Genomic DNA, 21333 nt, shown 5'->3' on the forward strand with positions numbered 1-21333 from the left:
AATCGACTAATGAAAAGTTCGGCGCCATCGATATCCAAACCAGCATTCGTATAAACCCTGAGATGCTGAATCCAAGTCCCTGGTACGTGCGCAATCGCCTGAAAACACGGCAGCTCATGCTCGTGGTGGCGCTCGCGGAAGAAGGCAACGTGCATCGCGCGGCGGCCGTGTTGAACATGACGCAGCCCGCCGCGTCGAAACTGTTGCGCGAGCTCGAGGAGACGCTCGGCGTCATGCTGTTCGATCGCGAGCCGCGCGGCGTTCGTCCCACGCTGTATGGCGACGCCATCATTCGGCATGCGCGAGCCGTGCTCGGCAGTCTCGATCAGGCGCAGGAAGAACTCGTCGCGCTCGCGTCGGGGCGGCTCGGACATGTGGCGATCGGCGCGATCACGTCGCCGGGCGTGCGGCTCTTGCCCGCCGCGGTCGCGGCGGTGAAGCGCGTGCATGCGGATATCCGCATCTCCGTCGAGATCGATACGAGCAACGTGCTGCTCGAAAAGCTCGCGCAGGAAAAGCTCGATATCGTGATCGGCCGTCTCTCAGCGGAGCACGACAAGGTGCAGTTGCGCTATGAGCCGCTCGCGGGCGAACCGGTGCGCGCGGTCGTGCGCGCGGGGCATCCGTTGCTGAAGGCGAAGGCGCTGGCCCTGCGCGACGTGCGCGACGCCGCGTGGCTCGTGCCGCCTGCGGGCAGTGCGCTACGGCATCGCTTCGACCTCATGTTTCAGCGCGCGAGTCTCGCATTACCGGCGAATGTCGTGGAGACCGCGGCGATTCTCTTCGTCACGAACTGCTGGAACAAAGCGACATGATCGCGGTGCTCGCGGAAGACGTCGCGCTGTATTACGCGCGGCACGGCGTCGTCGCGATGCTGCCGCTGCCGATGGATTGCCGGATGGACGACTTCGGCATCGTCACGCGGGCGGACCGGCTGCTCTCGCCCGCGACCGAAGTCATGGTCGATGCATTGCGCGCATCCGCCCGCGACGTCTATGGCGATCAGGCCGTCGCCGCCAGCACTGCCGGTGCGCGATAACCCTCAATCAGACGCTCGCGCTTTTGCGCGACCGCCGCCATGTTGCGCTCCTTCACGTGGCCGAAGCCACGGATCTCGTCGGGCAGCTTCGCGAGCTTGAGCGCCGTGTCGAAGCGTTGCGCATCGAGCGTCGCGACGAATTCATCGACGAGCGCGAGGTAATCCGCGATCATCCGGCGCTCCGTGCGGCGCTCGGCGGTCTTGCCGAACACATCGAACGAGGTGCCGCGCAGCCCCTTCATCTTCGCGAGCATGCGAAACGCGGGCAGCACCCACGCGCCGTAGCGCTGCTTCACGAGATGGCCGTGCTCGTCGCGCTTCGCGAACAGCGGCGGCGCGAGATGGAACATCAGCTTGTAATCGCGGCCCGGCTCGCCTTCGAACTGCTCGCGCAGTTTGTCGAGATACGCGGGATCGGCGTAGAGACGCGCGACTTCGTACTCGTCCTTATAGGCCATGAGCTTCGCGAGATTCACCGCGACAGCACGCGTGAGCGGCAGCTTCGCGTTCAGCGACTTTTCCTTCTCGCGCATGCGCTCGACCACAGTGCGATACGAGCGCGCATACGCCTCGCCTTGATACGCCGTGAGCAAGGCTTCACGCGTCGCGATCACGTTTTCCAGCGACTCGGGCATCTTCATGACGACCGCATGCTGCGTCGACTTGAGCAGATCGCCCGCGCCGTGCTGCGCGACGAAGCGCCCCCAGTTGAACGCGAGAACGTTCTTCTCGACCGCCACGCCGTTCAGTTCGATCGCGCGCGTGAGGCTCGCGAGTTCGAGCGGCAACCAGCCCTTCTGCCACGCGAAACCGAGCAGCAGCGGATTCGAATAGATCGTGTCGCCGAGCAGTTTCAATGCGAGCGCGTTGGCATCGACGAATTCGCATCCCGCGCCGATGCTGTCCGATAGCGCCTGCTCCGTCTGCGCCGCCGGGAAGGTCCATTGCGCGTTGGTGACGAATTCGGCGGTCGGCGTCGCGCCGCTGTTGATCGCGGCTTGCGTGATGCCGCGACGCGTGCGCGAGAGCACATCGTTCGATGCGGACACGATCGCATCGCAACCGATCACGAGCCGCGCTTCGCCCGTCGCGATACGCGTCGCGTGCAGCGCTTGCGGCTCTGGCGCGATCTGCACGTGGCTCAGCACCGCGCCGCCCTTTTGCGCGAGGCCGGCCATGTCGAGCACGGTCACGCCCTTTCGTTCGATATGCGCCGCCATGCCGATCAATCCGCCGATCGTCACGACGCCCGTGCCGCCGACGCCCGTCACGAGAATGCCGTAGGGCTTCGACAATGCAGGCAGCGCGGGCAAAGGCAGCTTATCGAAATCAGGCTTCACGCCGCCGGCCGCTTTCGGCTTGCGAACCTGCGCGCCTTCGGCGGTGACGAAGCTCGGGCAGAAGCCCTTCACGCACGAAAAGTCCTTGTTGCACGACGACTGATTGATCTTGCGCTTGGTGCCGAGCGGCGTGTCCACCGGCTCGACCGACAGGCAATTCGATTGCACCGAGCAATCGCCGCAGCCTTCGCAAACGGCATCGTTGATGAACGCACGGCGCGCCGGATCGGGATAGGTGCCGCGCTTGCGGCGGCGGCGCTTTTCCGTCGCGCAGGTCTGGTCGTAGATGAGAACGGTCGTGCCTTGCGTGTCGCGCAACTCGCGCTGAATGCGATCGAGCTCATCGCGATGATGCACGTTCACGCCCTCGGGCAATGCAACTTTCGTATCGTATTTCTGCGGCTCGTCCGTCACGATGACGATGCGCTTCGCGCCCTCGGCATAGACCTGATGCGCGATCTGCGGCACCGTCAGCACGCCGTCGACGGGCTGGCCGCCGGTCATCGCGACCGCATCGTTATACAGAATCTTGTACGTGATGTTCGCGTTCGCCGCGATCGCCGCGCGCACCGCGAGCAAACCCGAGTGGAAGTACGTGCCGTCGCCGAGATTGACGAACACGTGCTTGTCGCCGGAGAAGTGCATCTGGCCGATCCACGCGACGCCCTCGCCGCCCATCTGGCTGAAGGTCTCGGTCTTGCGGTCCATCCACATCGACATGTAGTGACAGCCGATGCCCGCGAGCGCGCGCGAACCTTCGGGCACGCGCGTCGACGTGTTGTGCGGGCAGCCCGAGCAGAACCACGGCTTGCGCTCGACATCCACACGCGGCTTGATCGCCTCGCGCTCCTTCGCTTCGATCGTCTCGACGCGCGACAGCATGCGCGCGCGCACGTCTTCGGGAAGATCGGCGCGAGCGAGACGGCGCGCGATGGCCTTCGCGATCAGCGCGGGCGATAGCTCGTAATGCGCCGGCAGCAGCCAGTCGCCACGCGGCACGGACCATTCGCCGCCTTCGTTGTCGCGTTCGTCGAACTTGCCGTAAATGCGGGGTCGCACGTCCTCGCGCCAGTTATAGAGCTCTTCTTTCAGCGCGTATTCGAGAATCTGCCGTTTCTCTTCGACCACGAGAATCTCTTCGAGACCGGTCGCGAACGCGCGTGCGTCTTGCGCATCGAGCGGCCATACGCAGCCCACTTTCAGCACGCGCAGGCCGATCTGCGCGCAGGTGTCGTCGTCCAGACCGAGATCGACGAGCGCCTGACGCACGTCGAGATACGCCTTGCCCGCCGTGATGATGCCGAAGCGCGGCTTGTCCGAATCGATCACGACGCGATTCAACTTGTTGGCGCGCACATACGCGAGGGCCGCATACCACTTCTCGTCGAGCAGACGCGCTTCCTGAGCGAGCGGCGAATCGGGCCAGCGAATGTTGAGGCCGCCTTCGGGCATCGCGTAATCGGCCGGCGTGACGATCTCCACGCGGTCCGGATCGAGATCGATCGATGCAGTGGATTCGACCACGTCGGTCACGCACTTCATCGCGACCCATAGCCCGGAGTAGCGGCTCATCGCCCATCCGTGCAGACCGTAGTCGAGATACTCCTGCACGTTCGACGGATACAGCACCGGAATGCCCGCCGCGATGAACGCATGATCCGACTGATGCGCGACCGACGAGGACTTCGCCGCGTGATCGTCGCCCGCGAGGACGAGCACGCCGCCGTGCTTGTCCGTGCCGGCGGAATTCGCGTGCTTGAAGACGTCGCCGGTGCGATCGACGCCCGGGCCCTTGCCGTACCACATGCCGAACACGCCGTCGCGCGTCGCGCCCGGCCATAGATTGACCTGCTGCGTGCCCCAGATCGAGGTCGCCGCGAGATCCTCGTTCACGCCCGGCTGAAAGACGATGTCGTTGTCTTTCAGATGCTGCTTCGCCTTCCACAGCGACTGATCGAGCGCGCCGAGCGGCGAGCCGCGATAGCCCGAGATGAAGCCCGCCGTGTTCAGCCCGGCCTTGCGGTCGCGCGCTTTCTGCAGCATCGGCAGACGCACGAGCGCCTGCGTGCCGCTGATATAGACGCGGCCTTTTTCCAGCGTGTATTTGTCGTCGAGCGTGACGGTTGCTGCGGTAAGCGCGGCGCGATCGGGTGCATTCATGGGGGACTCGTCTCCAGGTTCGGAAATTGTTTTTTTGCCGAGTATAGGAAGCCGATTCGCCATCGTAAAATCACGAATAAACAACTCTGGTATCTGAAAATCAGATGGCCTTCGATCTCACGCTCAGACAATTGCGCTATTTCGTGGCCGCCGCGCAAACCGGCCAGTTCTCGATGGCGGCGGCGAACGAGCACGTGTCGCAATCGGCGATCACGAATGCGGTGCTGGCCCTCGAAAACGCGCTCGGCACCAGGCTTTTCGAGCGCCTGCCGCAAGGCGTCGCGCTGACGCCCGATGGCCAGGATTTCCATAACCATGCGCGCCGCGTGCTCGACGCCGCGCGCGACGCGATGCACATGCCGCCGTTTCGCGCGCACGATATGCATGGCGTCGCGCGAATCGCAGCGTCCTATACGGTGCTCGGGTATTTTTTGCCGGAACTGCTCGCGCGCTTTCGTGCGACGTATCCGTTCATCGATTTCGATCTGCGCGACATGGAGCGGCCGCAGATCGAGGATGCGGTGGCCAATGGCGATGTCGATATCGGCGTCGTGCTGCTATCGAATCTGCAGCGCGCGAATCGCTTCGACAGTCAGGTGCTGATGCGCTCGCGGCGGCAGTTGTGGGTCGCGCCTTCGCATCCGCTCGCGCAGCAGCAGGCGGTATCGCTGAAGGATATCGCCGCGCATCCCTACATACTGATTACCGTCGACGAAGGCGAGCAATCGACGATGCGCTACTGGCACAAGAAGCGCCTCGAACCGAACATCGCGTTTCGCACGAGTTCGATGGAGGCGCTGCGCGGGCTCGTGGCGCACGGCTTCGGCGTCACCGTGCTGTCGGATATGGTGTTTCGGCCGTGGTCGCTCGAAGGCAAGCGCATCGAGGCGCGCCCCGTGAACGACGCCATTCCTCACATGGAAGCAGGCATGATCTGGCGCAAGGGCGCTACGTTGAGCGCTCCGTCGACTGCCGTGCAGCAATTCCTGATTCACGCATGCGGCGCCTGACGCATGCGTGACGCGTGCTCAATGCGAAATGCTCTCGAGCGATCGGCCGAGCGTGCGCGGCCCCATCAGGCCGATCGACAGCATCACGAGCAGCATCGCGCCCGCAATGAAGCCAAACACACCGGTCACGCCCGCCTCCTTCAGCACGAACGCGATCACGAACGAACTGAACACCGCCGAGAGCCGGCTCCATGAATATACGAAGCCGACGGCGCGGGCGCGAATCGTCGTCGGGTAAAGCTCTTGCTGATACGTGTGATACGTGAACGAAATGATGTTGCCCGCGAGCGTGAGCAACACGCCGAGCGTCACGATCATCACGGCTGCCGATGCCTGGCTGAACAGCAGGCCCGCGACGATGTTCACGCCCGCCATGAACACGATCACATGCTTGCGTTCGAAGCGATCGGCGATCCAGTAGCCGAGCAACGGACCGATGGGCGCGGCGAGTCCGATCACGGTCGTGTAGAGCAGGCTCGACGTCACCGTCACGCCCTGCCTGACGAGCAAGGTCGGCACCCAGTTCGCGAAGCCATAGAAACCGACCGTCTGGAAGATATGAAAGACGATCAGCATCAGCGTGCGCTTGCGATATGGCGGTTTCCACATGTCGGCGAAACCGGCCTTTCTCGCAATCGGATCGGACGGGCCCGGCGTCGGCAGCGGCTTGCCGTACTGAAGCGCGACCTGGTCCTCGAGACGGCGAAGCACGGCATCGGCTTCGTCGATGCGGCCTTTGCTCGCGAGCCAGCGCGGGCTTTCCGGCAGATTGCGCCGGAAGTACCAGACGAAGAGCGCGCTCACGCCGCCCGCCAGTGCGACCCAGCGCCAGCCGTCGAAGCCGAACGGCGCGCGCGGCACCAGCAGATACGACAGGAACGCGACGACCGGCACGGCGGAAAAGCCGATCGCCTGACACATGGCGAACGCTCGGCCGCGCAAGTGCTTCGGCGCAAGCTCCGACATATACGTACCGATGGTCACCAGCTCGACACCGATGCCGAGCCCCGAAACGAAGCGCCAGAAGTTGAGCCAGAGCGCCGTGTCCTGAAACGCCATCACGGTATTCGCCGCGACATACCAGAGCAGCGAATACGTGAAGATCGCGCGGCGTCCGTAGCGGTCGGCGAGAAAGCCGCACGCGATGGTGCCGATGAACAGCCCGCAGAACAACGCGGCGATGAAGCTCGCGACGCCCGTCGTGCCGAAGAGCCCCGCGGTCGTCGACGTGAGAATCCCGCTCTTCACGAGACCCGGTGCGATATAGCCGGTAAAGAGCAGATCGTAGAGTTCGAAGAAGAAGCCGAGGCTCAGGAGAAAGACGAGTTTCCACACCGCGCGCGTCGCCGGAAGCCGGTCGAGGCGCGCCGAGATGCCCGCCGTGTCCGCGACGGCGGGCGCGTCCGCTAGCGCGCGGTTCGCGGCGTCGTGCAGACGCGAAGTGCCCTGCATGATGGCCATTGCTGTCTCCTGAATGTTTTATGATGCCGCATCGATGGCGGCGATAGGTGATTAGGAATACCTATTTAATGAAGCATTGCTGCAACTCCGCGAACGATGCGATACGGCCGGCGAGCGCGCTCGCCGCAACGGTCGGCGGGCTCGCGAGCCATACTTGTCCTGGACCCGAGCGGCCCGGAAAATTCCGGTTGATCGCGCTGATGGTGACCTGCTGCGCTTGCGTCGACGAACCCGGCCCGCAGTTCGCGCACGCACCGCACGATGGTTGCAGCAAAATCGCGCCGACGCGTTCGAACGCATCGACATAACCTTGCGCGATGCAATAGTCGCGCACGTCCTGCGTGCCGAATTGCAGATAGAGCGTCACGTTGTCGGGCACGCGCAGGCCGCGCTGCGCCGCCCACGCAAGCACGTTGTGGTAATGATCGAAGTCCTCGCGCTTGCCCGCCGTGCACGAGCCGCCGTAAGCGATATCGATGACCGGCCTTTCATCGAGCGTCTGCAGCGCGATGCCGTTGCCCGGATCGCCGGGCGCGGCGAGCATCGGCGAGAGACGCGCGCAATCGATCTCGATGACATCGGCGTAGCGCGCGCCTTCATCGCTGAGCATCCACGGTTCGACCGTGAAGTCGATGCCGCGCCGTTCCTTCAGGAAGCGCACGGTTTCGTCGTCGGGGGCGACGATGCCGGTGAAGCCGCCCAGTTCGGCGGTCATGTTGGTGAGCGTCGTGCGCTCGTCGGTCGACAGGCCCGCGATGGCCGTGCCCGCGAATTCGAATACCTTGCCGACGCCCGCGCCAGTGCGGATGCGCTCATCGGCAAGCAGATGCAGCACGATATCCTTCGCCGTCACGCCCGCCGGCACCGGTCCAGCGAGTTCGATACGCAACGATTGCGGCACCGTCATGCGCACCGCGCCCGTGACGAACGCGTTCGCCATGTCCGTCGTGCCGACACCGAACGCGACGCAGCCGAGCGCGCCGCTATGCGGCGTATGCGAATCCGTGCCGACGACGACCTGACCCGGCAACGCGTAACGCTCGGCCATCATCGCGTGCGAGATGCCTTCGGAGCCTTCGTCGAGCTCGCTGCTCGCTTCGTTCAGATAGCCGTGATTGCGCACATCGTAGTCGCGCGCGAAAGTGCGATGCGCTTTCGACAGTTCGCGCACGTTCGGCAGCAAGCCGTTCCTGATATGCAGCTCGCTGCGATGCGAATACGACAGATGATCCTCGAACGCGAGGATGCTGCGCGGCTCGTGCAGCGCCAGCGGACGGCCGAAGGTCGCGTGCAGCATGTGCGCGGCCATGCCGGTGTAGTACTCGTGGATGAAGCGCCAGTCCGCGCGCACGAAGATGCCGTTGCCGGGTTCGAGCGACGCATTCGTCGCATCGGTCGTCAATGCGTGACGGGCGAGGATTTTTTCGACGAGCGTGCGCGGCCCGTCATCGCGCGGCGCCGCGCCGACGCCGACTCGCTGCATATGCAACTGCCCATAGCGCAACAGGCCGCCGCTCTTCAGGATCGCCGCCGCCAACGGATCGCGGCCGGCGACGAGTTCATCGATCCCGATCGCCTCGCCGCGCCGGATGCGTTCGATCAGGCCGAAATCGGTCGACGTGAACAGCCCGAGATTGTCCGCGTTCTGCCGGTAGATCCGCTCGAAACTGCGCGCGATCACGAGACGAATGCCCGCGTAATACTCCGCGAGCGGACTATGCTCGCGCGATGAACCCTTCCCGTAGCGATTGCCCGCGACGGTCACCTGAAAGCGGCCCGCGCGCACGGCATCGTGGCCGACGGGATTGCGCCCGCCCGCATGAAAGCCGACATACGGGCACTGGCCGAGACGTTCGTCGAAGCGCGTGAGCACGCTGATCGGCGTGATCTCGTCGGTGGATACATCGTCGCGCAGCGTGCCCGCTTCATCGAGCGTCAGGTCTTCGCCCGCGAGTTGCCGCTCGACTGTCGCCGGGTCCGCGCCGAGAAACAGGATTCGCCCGCTCACATCCAGATTGGCCATCGCATTCTCCTTCGATGCCAATGTAGACGCACACGCGCGCGTGCCAGAAGTGTTCGTTCGGCACCGGGGGCATCGCGAGATGCGATGTCCGTATTAACCCTCGCCGATCAGCGTATCGATCAGCGCCTGCACCGCCTTCAGACGCGAGGACTTGCGCGGCGCATGCACGTGCAGGCAACGGCCGCTGCCCCAGGTCTCGCCCAACGGCACGCGCACGAAGTTGCGCGAGCCCGCGAACGCCGATGCCGCGCTCGTCGGCACGATGCCGATGCCGAGGCCCGCTTCGACCATGCGGCATTGCGCATCGAAGCTGTTGACGGTAACGGTCACGTTCAGCGGCACGCGCGCGGCTTCGGCGTGCTCCTTCAAGGTCTGATCGAGCGAGCCGCCCGCCTGCAGCGCGACGAGCGGAAAGCGCGTCACGTCGGCGAAGCTCAGCGCGTCCGCTTGCGCGAGCTCGTGACCGGGCGGCAGGACGACCATCAGCGGATCGTCGACGAAATGCCATGAATCGAGACCCGCGTGCGGCTTCGTGCTCGCCGATATGCCGACATCCGCGCGATCGTCGAGACAGGCGCGCGTCACTTCGTCGCTGATCTGTTCTGTCAGCGCGATATCGACGAGCGGATAACGCGCCTTGAACTGCGTCAGACGCTCGGGCAAGAAGCCCACGATCGCCGATGCATTCGCAAAGAGGCGCACGACGCCCGCGATCTGACCGCTCATCGACTGGACTTCGCGCGCCATGCGCTCCAGTTGGCCGTGAATGGAACGCGCGCTCGAATAAGCGTGCTGCCCCGCCTCGGTCAGTTGCACGCCCGAAGGCGAGCGGATGAGAAGCGCGACGCCGAGAGCCGCTTCGAGATCCGCGATGCGCCGGCTCAACGCCGATGGCGCGATATGACCGCGGCTCGCGGCGCGCGCGATCGATCCCTCTTCGACGACCGAGATGAAGAGCTCGAGACTGTAGGGATCGATTCGCATCGCCGTGGTGGTGTTTATCTTTGGCCGGTCAACGACGTGATGATTGCATACGCGGCCTTCACGCGCTCTTCGTTCGGGATGTTCCGGTTCGCCAGCATCACGATGCCCACGCGCGCCTTCGGCACGAACGCGATATATGCGCCGAAGCCGTTCGTCGAGCCGGTCTTGTTGATCCACACGTCGTCGCGCGGGGCTTGCGGCGGATCGATCCGGGTGACGGGCATCGCGTTCATGATCATCGACGCGCTGTTCCCGTCGAGCAGCGACTGCAACGCGACCGGATACGGATACTGCTCCCAGATCAGGTCCTGCGTCATCGGCCCGGCCTGGAAATAGCCCGTGTGCGTGGCGTCGACGGCGCGCTGGAAAGCCGGATCGATACGCACCATGTTCATGTTGATCTGCAGGAAGCGGGTCATGTCCGCCGCCGTCGATCTCACGCCGTAGGCCTCCGATGCAAGCAAGCCGCCTTTCATGCGGATCGGCGCGTCGTCCTTCGCATAGCCCTGGGCATAATCGCGCTGCTTCGAAGCGGGCACGTGGATGTAACTGTGCGTCAGGCCGAGCGCCGGGAAGAGGCGCGTTTGCATCAGCGCATCGAAGTCCTGCTTCATGCTCTTCGCCGTGATGAGGCCGAGCGTTCCGATGCCCGGATTCGCATAAGTGCGGATCGTGCCGGGCGGCCCGGCCGGACGCCATGTCTTGAAATACTGCATCAACTGGTCGTTGTCGCGGACCTCGTCGGGCACCTGGAGCGGCAGGCCGCCCGGCGTGTGCGTGCCCAGATTCAACAGCGAGACCTTGCCGAACGGCGCGCCGTCGAGCGACGGAAGATATTTGCTCACCGGATCGCTCAGGGAAAGATCGCCCTCGATCTGCGCGTAAGACGCGAGCGTCGCGGTGAACGTCTTGCTGATCGAGCCGAGCTCGAACAGCGTGTCGCGCGTGACGGGCTGTTCGGTCGCCTTCGACGCCACGCCGTAGTCGAACACATGCGGCTCGCCGTTCACGACGACGCCCACCGCCATGCCGCTGATCCCGTGCAGCGCCATCAACGGCTTGATGGTTCGATCGACCGTTGCCTCGATGCTCGCCGCATCGCCCGTTTGCGCGGCGCCGGGCATCGCGGCAAAAGAAAAAATGGCTGTCGCCAAAAGACTCAGCGCACGAAACTTCATCGTCTTGATCCTTCGTTCTGGTTTTACATGATTGGAACGAAGCGAAATATCCGCTCTTTTGCGCACTTCGACAATCGAGGATAATTTACCGCAGGCAATAGAAAATCTTATGTGAGCCATGCGACCTCATCTTCCGCTGAATGCGCTGCGCGCGTTCGAAGCATCGGCGCGGCACCTGAGTTTCACGCGGGCCGCGCAGGAACTGAACGTCACGCAGGCGGCCGTCAGCCAGCAAGTGCGCGCGCTGGAGGAGCGGCTCGGCACGCCGCTTTTCAGGCGCTTGCCGCGCGGCCTGAGCGTGACCGACGAAGGGCGCGCGCTGCTGCCCGTGCTGAGCGATGCGTTCGGCCGCATCGAAGCCGTGCTCAAGCAATTCGAAGGCGGCCACTTTCACGAAGTGTTGACGGTGGGCGTCGTCGGCACGTTCGCGGTCGGCTGGCTGATGCCGCGGCTGAAAGCGTTTCGTGAGACGCATCCGTTTGTCGAATTGCGCCTGCTCACGCATAACAATCTCGTCGATCCGGCTTCTGAAGGGCTCGACTTCGCGATCCGCTTCGGCGCGGGCATCTGGCCCGCGACGCACAACGCCCGCCTGCTCGATGCACCGCTCACCGTGCTTTGCGCACCCGATATCGCGCGGCGTCTCGGCAAGCCGTCCGATCTCGCCGGCGAAGTGCTGCTGCGCTCCTATCGCGCGGACGACTGGATCGAATGGTTCGACGCCGCCGGCCTCGACGCGTGGACGATGAACGGCCCGGTCTTCGACTCGTCGCGTCTGATGGTGGAAGCCGCGGTGCAAGGCGCGGGCGTCGCGCTCGCGCCGTCGCGCATGTTCGTGCGCGAGCTGCAGGCCGGGCTGCTCGTGCGCCCGTTCGATATCGAGGTCAAGACCGGCAGCTATTGGCTCACATGGCTGAAATCGCGGCGGATTTCGCATGGAATGAAGCTCTTTCGCGACTGGATCGTCGCGGAGGCCGCCGACGCCGCCGAAGTCGCTTAACGCCGCACGCGACGCCGCCCCGCCGCGAAATCGTCCGCGAGCGGCACGGACGAGAACAGCAGCAGCAACGCGGCGAGCGGCACGGTCGTCGCGAAGCCGAGGTGCGCGAAGCCGATCGCGCCCGCGAATCCGCCGAGAATGAACATCGCGAAGAGCGAGCTCAGCAGGATGAGACGCGCGTGATTCGCGCGCACATAAGCGGCGTCGTCGCGCGCGATGCCGCGGTTCCAGTACAGGCTCTTGCCGATTTCGATGCCGATGTCGGTCACGAGACCCGTCACGTGCGTCGTCCGGATCTCGGCCTTCGAGATCTTCGTGATCATCGCGTTTTGCAGGCCCATCACGAAGCACAGCAGCGCGACGGTCATCGGCACGTCCCACACGCGATGCGTTTCCAGATTCGCGCCGAGCATGCCGAACACGAGCAGCAGCGCGGCTTCGAGCAGCAGCGGCGTCGCGAACACGCTATGCGCGCGGCGCTGGCGTCCCCAGTTGATGAGCATCGCGGAAGTCGCCGCGCCGCAGAGAAACGCGCCGACCGCGCCGATCGCTGAGAACACCAGCGCCACCTGGCCGAGCACGAGGTTATCGGCGATCGACGAAACGAGCCCCGACATGTGCGACGTATATTGCCCGACGGCGAGAAAGCCGCCCGCATTGGCCGCGCCCGCGACGAAGGCGAGCGCGCAACCGAGGCGCCGGTTGGCGGAATCGGTGCGGCTGGGCGAAGTCAGCCCACGGAGATAGGCGATCGGCATGGCGGCGCGTGCGGGATGATCGAGCCGAAAAGATAGCACGACAATTTCCGCAACCGGGCGCACTGAACCCGCACAATTTGAAATAGTCGATAGGATGCTAACGAATAAACTTGTCGCTATAATTCCGCCGCATGACCCATCTCGACATTCTGCGCCGCTCCGTAAGCAGCACGCTCGTGCTTGCCGCGCGTCGCTGGCGCCGCACGAGCCACGGCGTGCTCGCCTCCTACGGCGTGTCGGAAGCATGCGCCGTGCCGCTTCTCACGGCCAACCGGCTCGGCGAGGCGGTGCGTCAGGTGACGCTCGCGGAGCACGTCGGCATCGAAGGGCCGTCGCTCGTGCGGCTGCTCGATCAGCTTTGCGCGGCGGGTCTCGTGCGACGCGACGAAGATCCCGAAGACAAGCGCGCGAAGACCATCACGCTCACCGAGGAAGGCCGCGCCGTCACCGCGCGCATGGAAGAGCGCCTCGTCACGCTGCGCGCGCGGCTCCTGAAAGGCGTGAGCCGCGAAGATCTGGAAACGACGCTGCGCGTGCTCAACGCGTTCAGCGCGTCGCCGGACGCGAAGCTGCTCGCCGCGCTCGAAGCGATCGACGATGCCGCCAGGCCGGCTCGCCCGGCTGCCAGACGCGGAGCATAGCGCCATGCCCTTTCCTTCCGCGCGCGAGTGGCTCTTTTCCGCGAAGACCTTCGCTGCCGCGATGATCGCGCTCTATATCGGCCTCGCGCTCGAATTGCCGCGTCCCTATTGGGCGATGGCGACCGTCTATATCGTGTCGAATCCGTTCGTCGGCGCGACGCGCTCGAAGGCGCTGTATCGCACGCTCGGCACGATGATCGGCGCGGCGGGCGCGGTGCTGATCGTGCCGCCTTTCGTCGAGTCGCCGATCCTTTTCAGCGTGATCGTCGCGTTGTGGACGGGCACGCTGCTCTATCTCTCGATGTTCGACCGCAGCGCGCGCAGCTATGTCTTTCTGCTGGCGGGCTACACGCTGCCGCTGATCGCGCTGCCGACCGTGACCAATCCGGCCAGCGTGTTCGATCTCGCGATCACGCGGACCGAGGAGATCCTGCTCGGCATCATCGTGGCGAGCATCGTCGGCAGCGTCGTGTTTCCGAGCCGGCTCGCTCCCACATTGATCGCACGAACGGACGCGTGGTTTCGCGACGCCGCCTTCTACGCGAGCGAAACGCTCTCGGGGCATATCGCGGGCGCATCGATTTCTGCGGCGCGGCAACGGCTCGCCTCCACGGTGAACGGCCTGGAACTGCTGCTGAGCCAGTTGACCTACGATCACACGCGGCCCGACATCATCCGTCGCGCGCGCGCGTTGCAGGGACGCATGCAGATTTTCCTGCCGCTGATTTCGTCGATGGCCGATCCGCTCATTGAACTGATCGCCAAGCATGGCCAGCATCCGGAAGGCCTCGAAGCGCTCCTGAAGGATGTCGCGGCCTGGGTCGGCTCGCCCACGCCGCGCGCGGAAAAGGATGTCGAAAACGAGCGCGCGCCCGATGCGCTGCGCGAGCGCATCGCCGCGATGCGCCCTTCCGTCGAAGCGCTGGCGAGCGCGGACGGCGCGCTGCTCTCGAACGCGCTCTGGCGACTCGGCCAGGTCATCGACGTATGGCAGGACATTCGCGCATTGCGCGCGGCCATTCTCAACGAAACGAGCGACTGGCGTCCGCACTTCCGGCACTGGCGTCTCGGCGGCACGGCGCGCTTCTTCGATCGCGGCATGATGCTCTTTTCGACGAGTGTCGCAGTGAGCGCGATCATCGTGGCATCCACGCTGTGGATCGAATCCGGATGGAACGACGGCGCGTCCGCCGTGGCGCTCGCCGCCGTGTCATGCTGCTTCTTCGCGGCGCTCGACGAACCCGCGCCGCAGCTGTTCAAGTTCTTCGTGGCGACCTGCATGAGCGTCGTGCTCGCGGGGCTTTACGTATTCGTCGTGCTGCCCAACGTGCATGACTTCGCGATGCTCGTCGTGATCTTCTCGGTGCCGTTTCTGATCATCGGGACGCTGACCACGAATCCGCGCTTCAGTCTCATCACGATGCTCGTCGCGGTGAACACGGCGACCTTCATCAGCATCCAGAGCGCGTACGAAGCGAACTTCTTCGTGTTTCTCAACAGCAACCTCGCGGGTGTCGCCGGCCTGCTCTTCGCTTTCGTCTGGACGCTCGTCACGCGTCCCTTCGGCGCGGAGCTCGCGGCCGCGCGCCTCACGCGCTCGGCGTGGGCGGATATCGTGCTGAGCGCGTCGTCGTCGGTGGTGATCGAGGATCAGCGCAATCTCTACGCGCGCATGCTCGACCGGCTGATGCAGCTCCTGCCGCGTCATGCGGCGACGGACTCGCATCGTCATCCGTCGATCGAGAGCTTCCGCGATTTTCGCGTCGCGCTCAATGCGCTCGATCTGCGCCGCACGCGCCGCAAGCTGCCCGCGGAAATCCAGACCTCTGTCGACACCACGCTCGACGCGTTGCGCCGCTACTTCGAACTCTGCATCGCGCGGCGCGCTCGCCAGCCCGTGCCGCCGGAACTGATACGCAGCATCGACACGACGAGCGCCCAGGTTACCTCGCGCGCACTCGCGCAGTCGCAGGATGTGGTCGCGGAGAAATGGCTGCGCGATACGCTGCATGCGCTCGTCGGCATGCGCCTGTCGCTGCATCCGCCCGCGACGCAGGAGCAGCCCCGGCCCGCCAGCGGCGCGCCGCCGCGTGAGGAGCCGGCATGATGTTCATTCGTTTTTCATCGGAACGCCACACATGATCGGCGAAATCGACATTCTCGGCGTGTTCGTGCCCGCCGTGCTCGTGCTGATGTTCATCGCCTATATCGTGAATCTGGCGATTCGCACCGTGCTCGCGCGCGTCGGCTTCTATCGCTTCGTGTGGCACCGTTCCATTTTCGATCTCGGCATCTATGTTCTAGTGCTGGGTGTTGTCGTCATCGTTTCGCAGCGGCTCATCTCGTGAAAAAAACCTGGTTCTCTCTCGGGCAGATTCTGCTTACGCTCATCGTCGTCGCGATCGCGTGCGTCGTGTTGTGGAAGCTCGTCGACTACTACATGTTCGCACCGTGGACGCGCGACGGCCACGTGCGCGCCGACGTGATCCAGGTCGCGCCCGACGTATCCGGCCTCATCACCGAGGTAAAGGTCGTCGACAACCAGCAGGTCAAAAAAGGCGATGTGCTCTTCGTGATCGATCAGGCGCGTTACACGCTCGCGCTCCGCAACGCGCAGGCGACCGCGCAGCAACGCCGCGCAACGCTCGATCAGGCGCGCCGCGAGGACGCGCGCAACCGCACGCTCGGCAATCTGGTCGCGCGCGAAGTGGTCGAGGAAACGCATTCGCGCGTCGAGCAGGCGACGGCCGCGCTCGCCGATGCCGAAGTCGCGATCGATACCGCGCGTCTGAACCTGCAACGCACGCAAATCGTGAGCCCCGTCGACGGCTATCTCAACGATCGCGCGCCTCGCGTCGGCGAATTCGTGTCGGCGGGACGCGCGGTGCTTTCCGTGGTCGACATGCACTCGTTCCGCGTCGATGGCTACTTCGAGGAAACGAAGCTGGGCGGAATCGATATCGGCCAGCCGGTCGACATCAAGGTGATGGGCGAGCCGGGCCTTTTGCGCGGCCATGTGCAGAGCATCGTCGCGGCGATCGAAGATCGCGATCGTCAGCAAAGCCCAAGTCTCCTGCCGAACGTGAACCCCGCATTCAGCTGGGTACGTCTCGCGCAACGCATTCCGGTGCGTGTGACGCTCGATGAAATCCCCGCCGATTTCCGCATGATCGCGGGCCGCACGGCGACGGTGTCGGTGCGCGGCATCGGGCCGAAGACGGCCAGGCGCGCGGCGTCGGAGACCTCTCCGGCGTCGGCGCCCGCACCGACTTCGAGCGTATCGGCCCCGGCGTCGGGCGCGTCGCAATGAACCGCGTGCGCGTCATGAAAGCGATCGCCATCGCCGCTTCGTCGGCCTTCGCGCTGTTCGGCTGCACGACCGTCGGACCGAACTACACGGTGCCCGGAAACGCGGCGCTCAACACGCCCTACGCGAACGCGGCCATCGACGGCGCGGATCAGGCGCCCGTCACGCAAGGCGAAGTGCCCGTCAAATGGTGGCGTCTCTACGACGATCCCGTCGTTGATCAGCTCGTCACGCAAGCGCTCGCGTCGAATACGGATCTGCGCGTCGCCGCCGCGAATCTCGCGCGCTCGCGCGCCGAAGTCGAGTTCGCGAATCAGCAAGGCGGCTTCTCCGGCAAGACCTCGGCCGCGTTTCAGCGCGCGCAGGAATCGGCGGAACAATATCTGTTGACGGAGAAGCTTCCGGTCGTCAACGAAGGCGTGGTCGATCTGTCCATCTCCTATGAGATCGATCTGTTCGGGAAACTGAAGCGCGGCGTCGAAGCGGCGAACGCGGACGATGAAGCCGTCGAGGCCGCGCAGGATCTCGCGCGCATCACGGTGGTCGCGGATGTCGTGCGGGCGTATGTCGAATCGTGCTCGGCGGGCGAAGAACTGGATATCGCGCGCAAATCGCTCGACTTGCAGAAGCAGCGCGTGAAGCTCACGCAACGTCTGCGCGATGCGGGTCGCGGCAATCAGTCGGAAGTCACGCGCGGACAGACCCAGGCCGATACGCTCGCCGCCGACATTCCGCGCTTCGTCGCGCGCCGCCGTGTCGCGCAGTATCGGCTCGCGATGCTGCTCGCGCGCGCGCCCGCCGAGTTGCCCAAAGCCGCCCTCGCCTGCAAAAAGCTTCCGAAGCTGCGCGCGCCGATTCCCGTCGGCGACGGCGCGGCCCTGCTCAAGCGCCGTCCCGATGTGCGTCAGGCCGAGCGGCAGCTCGCATCGTCGACGGCGCGTATCGGCGTAGCGACCGCGGCGCTGTATCCGTCGGTGAGTATCGGTGCATCGGCGGGCTCGGTCGGCATCGTGGAAGACCTGTTCGGCCCGGCGACGAACCGCTGGGCATTCGGGCCGCTCATCAGCTGGAGCTTTCCGATCAACGGCCAGCGCGCCCGCGTTCACCAGGCCGAAGCATCGGCGAGCGGCGCGCTCGCGCATTTCGATGGCGTCGTGCTGAAGGCGCTGCAGGAAACGCAGAGCAGTCTCGCGACATACGCATCGGACACCACGCGCGCCGATGCATTGCGCACCGCGTACAAGTCGGCGATCGAATCGGCCGATGAAACCAACCGCCTGTATCGCGCGGGACGCGAGTCCTTCCTCAACGATCTCGATGCGACGCGCACGCTCACCGGCGTAGCCGCACAGGTCGCGGCCGCCGAAGGTCAGGTCGCGATCGACCAGGTGAACCTCTTTCGCGCGCTCGGCGGCGGCTGGGAAACCGACGAAGCCATCGCGCAGAATTCGAAGCCAAAGTAACGCGGAGCAAGCCGCTAAGTCTCACATAAGGTTCGCCCGCTACGATCGGCTCAATCTTCGTAGCCAGCGAACCTGCCGCATGCACTCACTCGAAACGCTCAACCACGCGTGGTTCCTTTCGATCAACGCGACGCCCGACACACCGCGATGGCAAATCGACGTCGCGGTTGCCATCGCCAATGACGTTCTCTATCTGATTCCCGCGTTGCTCGCGTTGCTTTGGCTTTTCGGCGGACGAAACCAACGAAGCGCGGCCGTTCGCGCGTGCTGTGTCGCCTTCCTCGCGCTCGGGCTCAATCAGTTGATCGGCATGGTCTGGATGCATCCGAGGCCGTTCATGATCGGCCTCGGCCATACCTTCATCGAACATGCGCCGGATTCATCGTTTCCGAGCGATCATGCGACCCTGTTCGCAAGTGTCGCGCTGACGTTCCTGATGGCAGGGCTGTGGCGCTGCGGCTTGCTCGTCACGGTCGCGGGGGTTGCGATCGCATGGGCGCGGGTGCGCATCGGCGTGCATTTTCCGCTCGATATGGCGGGCGCGGTGGGCGTGTCGTGCGTCGCCTACGGAAGCGTTGCGCCGCTCTGGGCCCGTGCGGGAGAGCCGTTGATGCGCGTGTTGACCGCGCTCTATCGCAAGGTGTTGTCGTGGCCGATACGCCGTGGCTGGCTCGCGCCGTGATGGTCCTACGCCGTCGTGATCGCGGTATGCGCGAGACCGACGCGCGTTACGAAGCGGCCACGGCAGCGGGCGTGACGCAAACGCGTCCGGCCGCGACGACGCGTCCCGCCATGCCGCTCAAAAAGCCTGGAAACTCGGCCGCAGGCATCGGCCGGCTCAGCAGAAATCCCTGCATCTGATCGCAGTCGAGTTCACCGAGCGTGCGGAATTGCGACTCCGTCTCCACGCCTTCCGCGACCACCTCGATCTGCAACGCGCGAGCGAGCGTCACGACCGCCGACAGCAACGCGCTGCCGCGCTGCCCCGCTGAATCGAGATCGCGCACGAACGAGCCGTCGATCTTGATCTGATCGAAGCGAAAGCGCTGCAGATAGCCGAGGCTCGAATAGCCTGTGCCGAAATCGTCGACGGCCACGGTGTATCCGCGCGACTGGAGCACTTCGATCGTGCGGCTCGTCTTGTCGACGTTCTGCATCGCGGTAGTCTCGGTGATCTCGAACATGAGCCGCGACGGATCGACGCCCGCCACCGCGATCAGCGCATCGATGCGCCCGACGAGATCCGGCACGTTGAACTGGATCGGCGACAGATTCACCGACACGGGAATCGCGGGCAGCCCATCCGCATCCCACAGTGCGATGTTGCGGCACACTTCGCGCAGCACCCATTCCCCGATCTCGACGATGAGCCCCGAGCGCTCCGCGATCGGAATGAATTCGAGCGGCGCGATCTCCCCCAACTCCGGATGACGCCAGCGAATCAGCGCTTCGACGCCCGTGACCGATTGCGACGCGACGCTGAACTTCGGCTGGAACGACAGGCTCAGTTCGTTCTCGTTCAACGCGCGCTGCAGGTCGCGCTGCAATATCAGCGACTTGAGCGCCGTGTGATTCATCTGCGGCTCGAACACGCGGTACGTGTTGCGCCCGCTCTGCTTCGCCGCGTACATCGCGGCGTCGGCGCTGTGGAGCAGTTCGTCGGCCGTGGCACCATCGCGAGGATGAAACGCGATGCCGACGCTCGCGCTCACACGCAGCGGCAAGCCGTTGACGACGATCTCCTGCGAGAGCCGCCGCAGTACGCCACTGGCGACGGCCACCGCGGACGATGTCTCCGCCGCGTTCTCGATCACGATCACGAATTCATCGCCGCCGAGCCGCGCGACGATGTCGGTATGACGCAGGTCCTGACGCAAGCGCTCGGCGCACACCTTCAGCAAATCGTCGCCGACGCCGTGGCCGAGCGAATCGTTGATCGACTTGAAGCCGTCGAGATCGATGAACAGCAACGCGAACGGCGACGCGCGGCGCGCGCTCCCGGCGACCGCCTGCGCGATGTGAAGCGCGAGTTGCTGGCGATTCGGCAGGTTCGTCAGCGCATCGTGCGTACCGAGATAATGCAGTTGCCGGTTCGCGCGCTTCAGTGAAATCGACAGGCTGCTCGTATGAAAGCCGAGCAGCGCGAGCGTGCCGACGAGCACGGTGAAGGACATCGCCGTAACGGCAAGTGCGAGCCAGTTCGCGTCGAGCTTCGCATCGGCGAGACACAGGCTGCCCGAAGCGAAATTGGCCGCGTTCATGCCGAGATAATGCATGCCCGTGATCGCGATCGCCATGATGAGGGCCGCGCCGAGCCGCTTGACGACGAGGTTCTCCAGGTCCGATGCGCGCAGCGTGAACGCGAGCCAGAGCGCGGCCATCGACGCGACGATCGCGACCGCCACCGAAAGCGCCAGCTTCCAGACGGTGTAGTCGATGCCGGGCGACATCTGCATCGCCTGCATGCCGGCGAAGTGCATCGCGGCGACGCCCGCGCCCATGATCGTGCCGGCGACGACGAGGCGCGGCCGCGATAGCGCGCCCCGGCTCGCGGTGGCGAGCGCGATGAACGACACGCCGATAGCGAGCACGAGCGACGCCGCGGTGATGAAAAAGTCATAGCCGACGGCGATCGGCAAAGAGAACGCGAGCATGCCGATGAAGTGCATCGACCAGATGCCGACGCCCATCGACAACGCGCCGCCGGCAAGCCATGCCGGGCGGCGTTTCGCGCTCGCCAGCGCGTTCAGGCCGCCGGACAGTTCCATCGCCGTGTAGGACGCGAGGAACGCGACCACCAGCGACAGACAGACCAGCAGCGGATTGTAGACACCCGTCATCGGCTCTCTCTCGTCTTGTATCAGTCTTTCGCGACTGCTTTTTCTTGCGCCTCGACTCGGCTTCGGTCCGCGCCACGACCGTGCGCGGCGCTTGCTTCCCCATGCCTAACGGCCTGTGGGTAAAAAACT

At 64.8% G+C, this 21333-nt stretch carries 15 protein-coding genes and 1 pseudogene; 9 read left to right on the forward strand and 7 right to left on the reverse strand.

The features are described from left to right. The first annotated feature begins 62 nt into the window (after window positions 1-62). Window positions 63-1039, forward strand: a pseudogene (locus U4Y90_RS22330) (LysR substrate-binding domain-containing protein). Here the strand turns inward: U4Y90_RS22330 and U4Y90_RS22335 are convergent. Further along, on the reverse strand, window positions 1003-4539 hold the full coding sequence (locus U4Y90_RS22335; protein ID WP_321797797.1) for an indolepyruvate ferredoxin oxidoreductase family protein: 3537 nt from the start codon (window positions 4537-4539) through the stop codon (window positions 1003-1005). The pseudogene U4Y90_RS22330 and the gene U4Y90_RS22335 overlap by 37 nt on opposite strands. A 104-nt stretch (window positions 4540-4643) precedes the next feature. Between U4Y90_RS22335 and U4Y90_RS22340 the strand changes: the two genes are divergently transcribed. After that, entirely contained in the window at window positions 4644-5549 is a 906-nt protein-coding gene (locus U4Y90_RS22340; RefSeq protein ID WP_321797799.1) for a LysR family transcriptional regulator, read from the forward strand. Between the two features lie 18 nt (window positions 5550-5567). Here U4Y90_RS22340 and U4Y90_RS22345 read toward each other — a convergent pair whose 3' ends face one another. From U4Y90_RS22345 to ampC, 4 genes are all read right to left on the reverse strand, one after another. After that, on the reverse strand, window positions 5568-7010 hold the full coding sequence (locus U4Y90_RS22345; RefSeq protein WP_321797801.1) for an MFS transporter: 1443 nt from the start codon (window positions 7008-7010) through the stop codon (window positions 5568-5570). Window positions 7011-7071: 61 nt separating this feature from the next. Next, the gene (locus tag U4Y90_RS22350) at window positions 7072-9033 is read right to left on the reverse strand and encodes an aconitase family protein (protein WP_321797802.1); all 1962 of its coding nucleotides are present in this window, start codon (window positions 9031-9033) and stop codon (window positions 7072-7074) included. Window positions 9034-9126: 93 nt separating this feature from the next. Further along, window positions 9127-10017: a LysR family transcriptional regulator gene (locus tag U4Y90_RS22355; protein ID WP_321797803.1), complete on the reverse strand. Its 891-nt coding sequence runs from the start codon at window positions 10015-10017 to the stop codon at window positions 9127-9129. A gap of 14 nt (window positions 10018-10031) precedes the next feature. Further along, a complete protein-coding gene (gene ampC, locus U4Y90_RS22360; protein WP_321797804.1) occupies window positions 10032-11195 on the reverse strand; it encodes a class C beta-lactamase in 1164 nt (387 codons plus the stop codon). Between the two features lie 118 nt (window positions 11196-11313). On the opposite strand from ampC, the gene U4Y90_RS22365 reads away from it, so the two are divergent. Continuing rightward, window positions 11314-12195, forward strand: a complete 882-nt coding sequence (locus U4Y90_RS22365) for a LysR family transcriptional regulator (protein ID WP_321797806.1) — start codon at window positions 11314-11316, stop codon at window positions 12193-12195. Here U4Y90_RS22365 and U4Y90_RS22370 read toward each other — a convergent pair. Continuing rightward, window positions 12192-12953, reverse strand: a complete 762-nt coding sequence (locus U4Y90_RS22370; RefSeq protein ID WP_321797826.1) for a YoaK family protein — start codon at window positions 12951-12953, stop codon at window positions 12192-12194. The genes U4Y90_RS22365 and U4Y90_RS22370 overlap by 4 nt on opposite strands. 131 nt (window positions 12954-13084) lie before the next feature. Here U4Y90_RS22370 and U4Y90_RS22375 point away from each other — a divergent pair, with 131 nt between their 5' ends. From U4Y90_RS22375 to U4Y90_RS22400, 6 genes are all read left to right on the forward strand, one after another. After that, window positions 13085-13594, forward strand: a complete 510-nt coding sequence (locus tag U4Y90_RS22375) for a MarR family winged helix-turn-helix transcriptional regulator (RefSeq protein ID WP_321797808.1) — start codon at window positions 13085-13087, stop codon at window positions 13592-13594. A gap of 4 nt (window positions 13595-13598) precedes the next feature. Continuing rightward, window positions 13599-15701, forward strand: coding sequence for an FUSC family protein (locus U4Y90_RS22380; RefSeq protein WP_321797809.1), 2103 nt, complete (start codon window positions 13599-13601; stop codon window positions 15699-15701). 31 nt (window positions 15702-15732) lie between these two features. Then, window positions 15733-15942 carry a DUF1656 domain-containing protein gene (locus U4Y90_RS22385; RefSeq protein WP_321797811.1) on the forward strand — a complete coding sequence of 70 codons (210 nt, stop codon included), beginning with the start codon at window positions 15733-15735 and terminating at the stop codon, window positions 15940-15942. Next, a complete protein-coding gene (locus U4Y90_RS22390; RefSeq protein WP_321797812.1) occupies window positions 15939-16904 on the forward strand; it encodes an HlyD family secretion protein in 966 nt (321 codons plus the stop codon). Before U4Y90_RS22385 ends, U4Y90_RS22390 begins: the two co-directional genes overlap by 4 nt. Next, the gene (locus U4Y90_RS22395; RefSeq protein WP_321797814.1) at window positions 16901-18364 is read left to right on the forward strand and encodes an efflux transporter outer membrane subunit; all 1464 of its coding nucleotides are present in this window, start codon (window positions 16901-16903) and stop codon (window positions 18362-18364) included. The genes U4Y90_RS22390 and U4Y90_RS22395 overlap by 4 nt, the downstream gene beginning before the upstream one ends. A 79-nt stretch (window positions 18365-18443) precedes the next feature. Beyond that, on the forward strand, window positions 18444-19046 hold the full coding sequence (locus tag U4Y90_RS22400) for a phosphatase PAP2 family protein (RefSeq protein WP_321797815.1): 603 nt from the start codon (window positions 18444-18446) through the stop codon (window positions 19044-19046). A 46-nt stretch (window positions 19047-19092) separates the two neighbouring features. Here U4Y90_RS22400 and U4Y90_RS22405 read toward each other — a convergent pair whose 3' ends face one another. Next, the gene (locus U4Y90_RS22405) at window positions 19093-21204 is read right to left on the reverse strand and encodes a putative bifunctional diguanylate cyclase/phosphodiesterase (protein WP_321797816.1); all 2112 of its coding nucleotides are present in this window, start codon (window positions 21202-21204) and stop codon (window positions 19093-19095) included. Window positions 21205-21333: the final 129 nt, after the last annotated feature.

This window comes from Caballeronia sp. J97, from assembly GCF_905220305.1.
Taxonomy (GTDB): Bacteria; Pseudomonadota; Gammaproteobacteria; order Burkholderiales; family Burkholderiaceae; genus Caballeronia.

Coding starts and splice junctions, on each gene's coding strand:
- U4Y90_RS22335 (WP_321797797.1), bottom strand. CDS start 4,539: ATGAATGCACCCGATCGCGCCGCGCTTACCGCAGCAACCGTCACGCTC.
- U4Y90_RS22340 (WP_321797799.1), top strand. CDS start 4,644: ATGGCCTTCGATCTCACGCTCAGACAATTGCGCTATTTCGTGGCCGCC.
- U4Y90_RS22345 (WP_321797801.1), bottom strand. CDS start 7,010: ATGGCCATCATGCAGGGCACTTCGCGTCTGCACGACGCCGCGAACCGC.
- U4Y90_RS22350 (WP_321797802.1), bottom strand. CDS start 9,033: ATGGCCAATCTGGATGTGAGCGGGCGAATCCTGTTTCTCGGCGCGGAC.
- U4Y90_RS22355 (WP_321797803.1), bottom strand. CDS start 10,017: ATGCGAATCGATCCCTACAGTCTCGAGCTCTTCATCTCGGTCGTCGAA.
- ampC (WP_321797804.1), bottom strand. CDS start 11,195: ATGAAGTTTCGTGCGCTGAGTCTTTTGGCGACAGCCATTTTTTCTTTT.
- U4Y90_RS22365 (WP_321797806.1), top strand. CDS start 11,314: ATGCGACCTCATCTTCCGCTGAATGCGCTGCGCGCGTTCGAAGCATCG.
- U4Y90_RS22370 (WP_321797826.1), bottom strand. CDS start 12,953: ATGCCGATCGCCTATCTCCGTGGGCTGACTTCGCCCAGCCGCACCGAT.
- U4Y90_RS22375 (WP_321797808.1), top strand. CDS start 13,085: ATGACCCATCTCGACATTCTGCGCCGCTCCGTAAGCAGCACGCTCGTG.
- U4Y90_RS22380 (WP_321797809.1), top strand. CDS start 13,599: ATGCCCTTTCCTTCCGCGCGCGAGTGGCTCTTTTCCGCGAAGACCTTC.
- U4Y90_RS22385 (WP_321797811.1), top strand. CDS start 15,733: ATGATCGGCGAAATCGACATTCTCGGCGTGTTCGTGCCCGCCGTGCTC.
- U4Y90_RS22395 (WP_321797814.1), top strand. CDS start 16,901: ATGAACCGCGTGCGCGTCATGAAAGCGATCGCCATCGCCGCTTCGTCG.
- U4Y90_RS22400 (WP_321797815.1), top strand. CDS start 18,444: ATGCACTCACTCGAAACGCTCAACCACGCGTGGTTCCTTTCGATCAAC.
- U4Y90_RS22405 (WP_321797816.1), bottom strand. CDS start 21,204: ATGACGGGTGTCTACAATCCGCTGCTGGTCTGTCTGTCGCTGGTGGTC.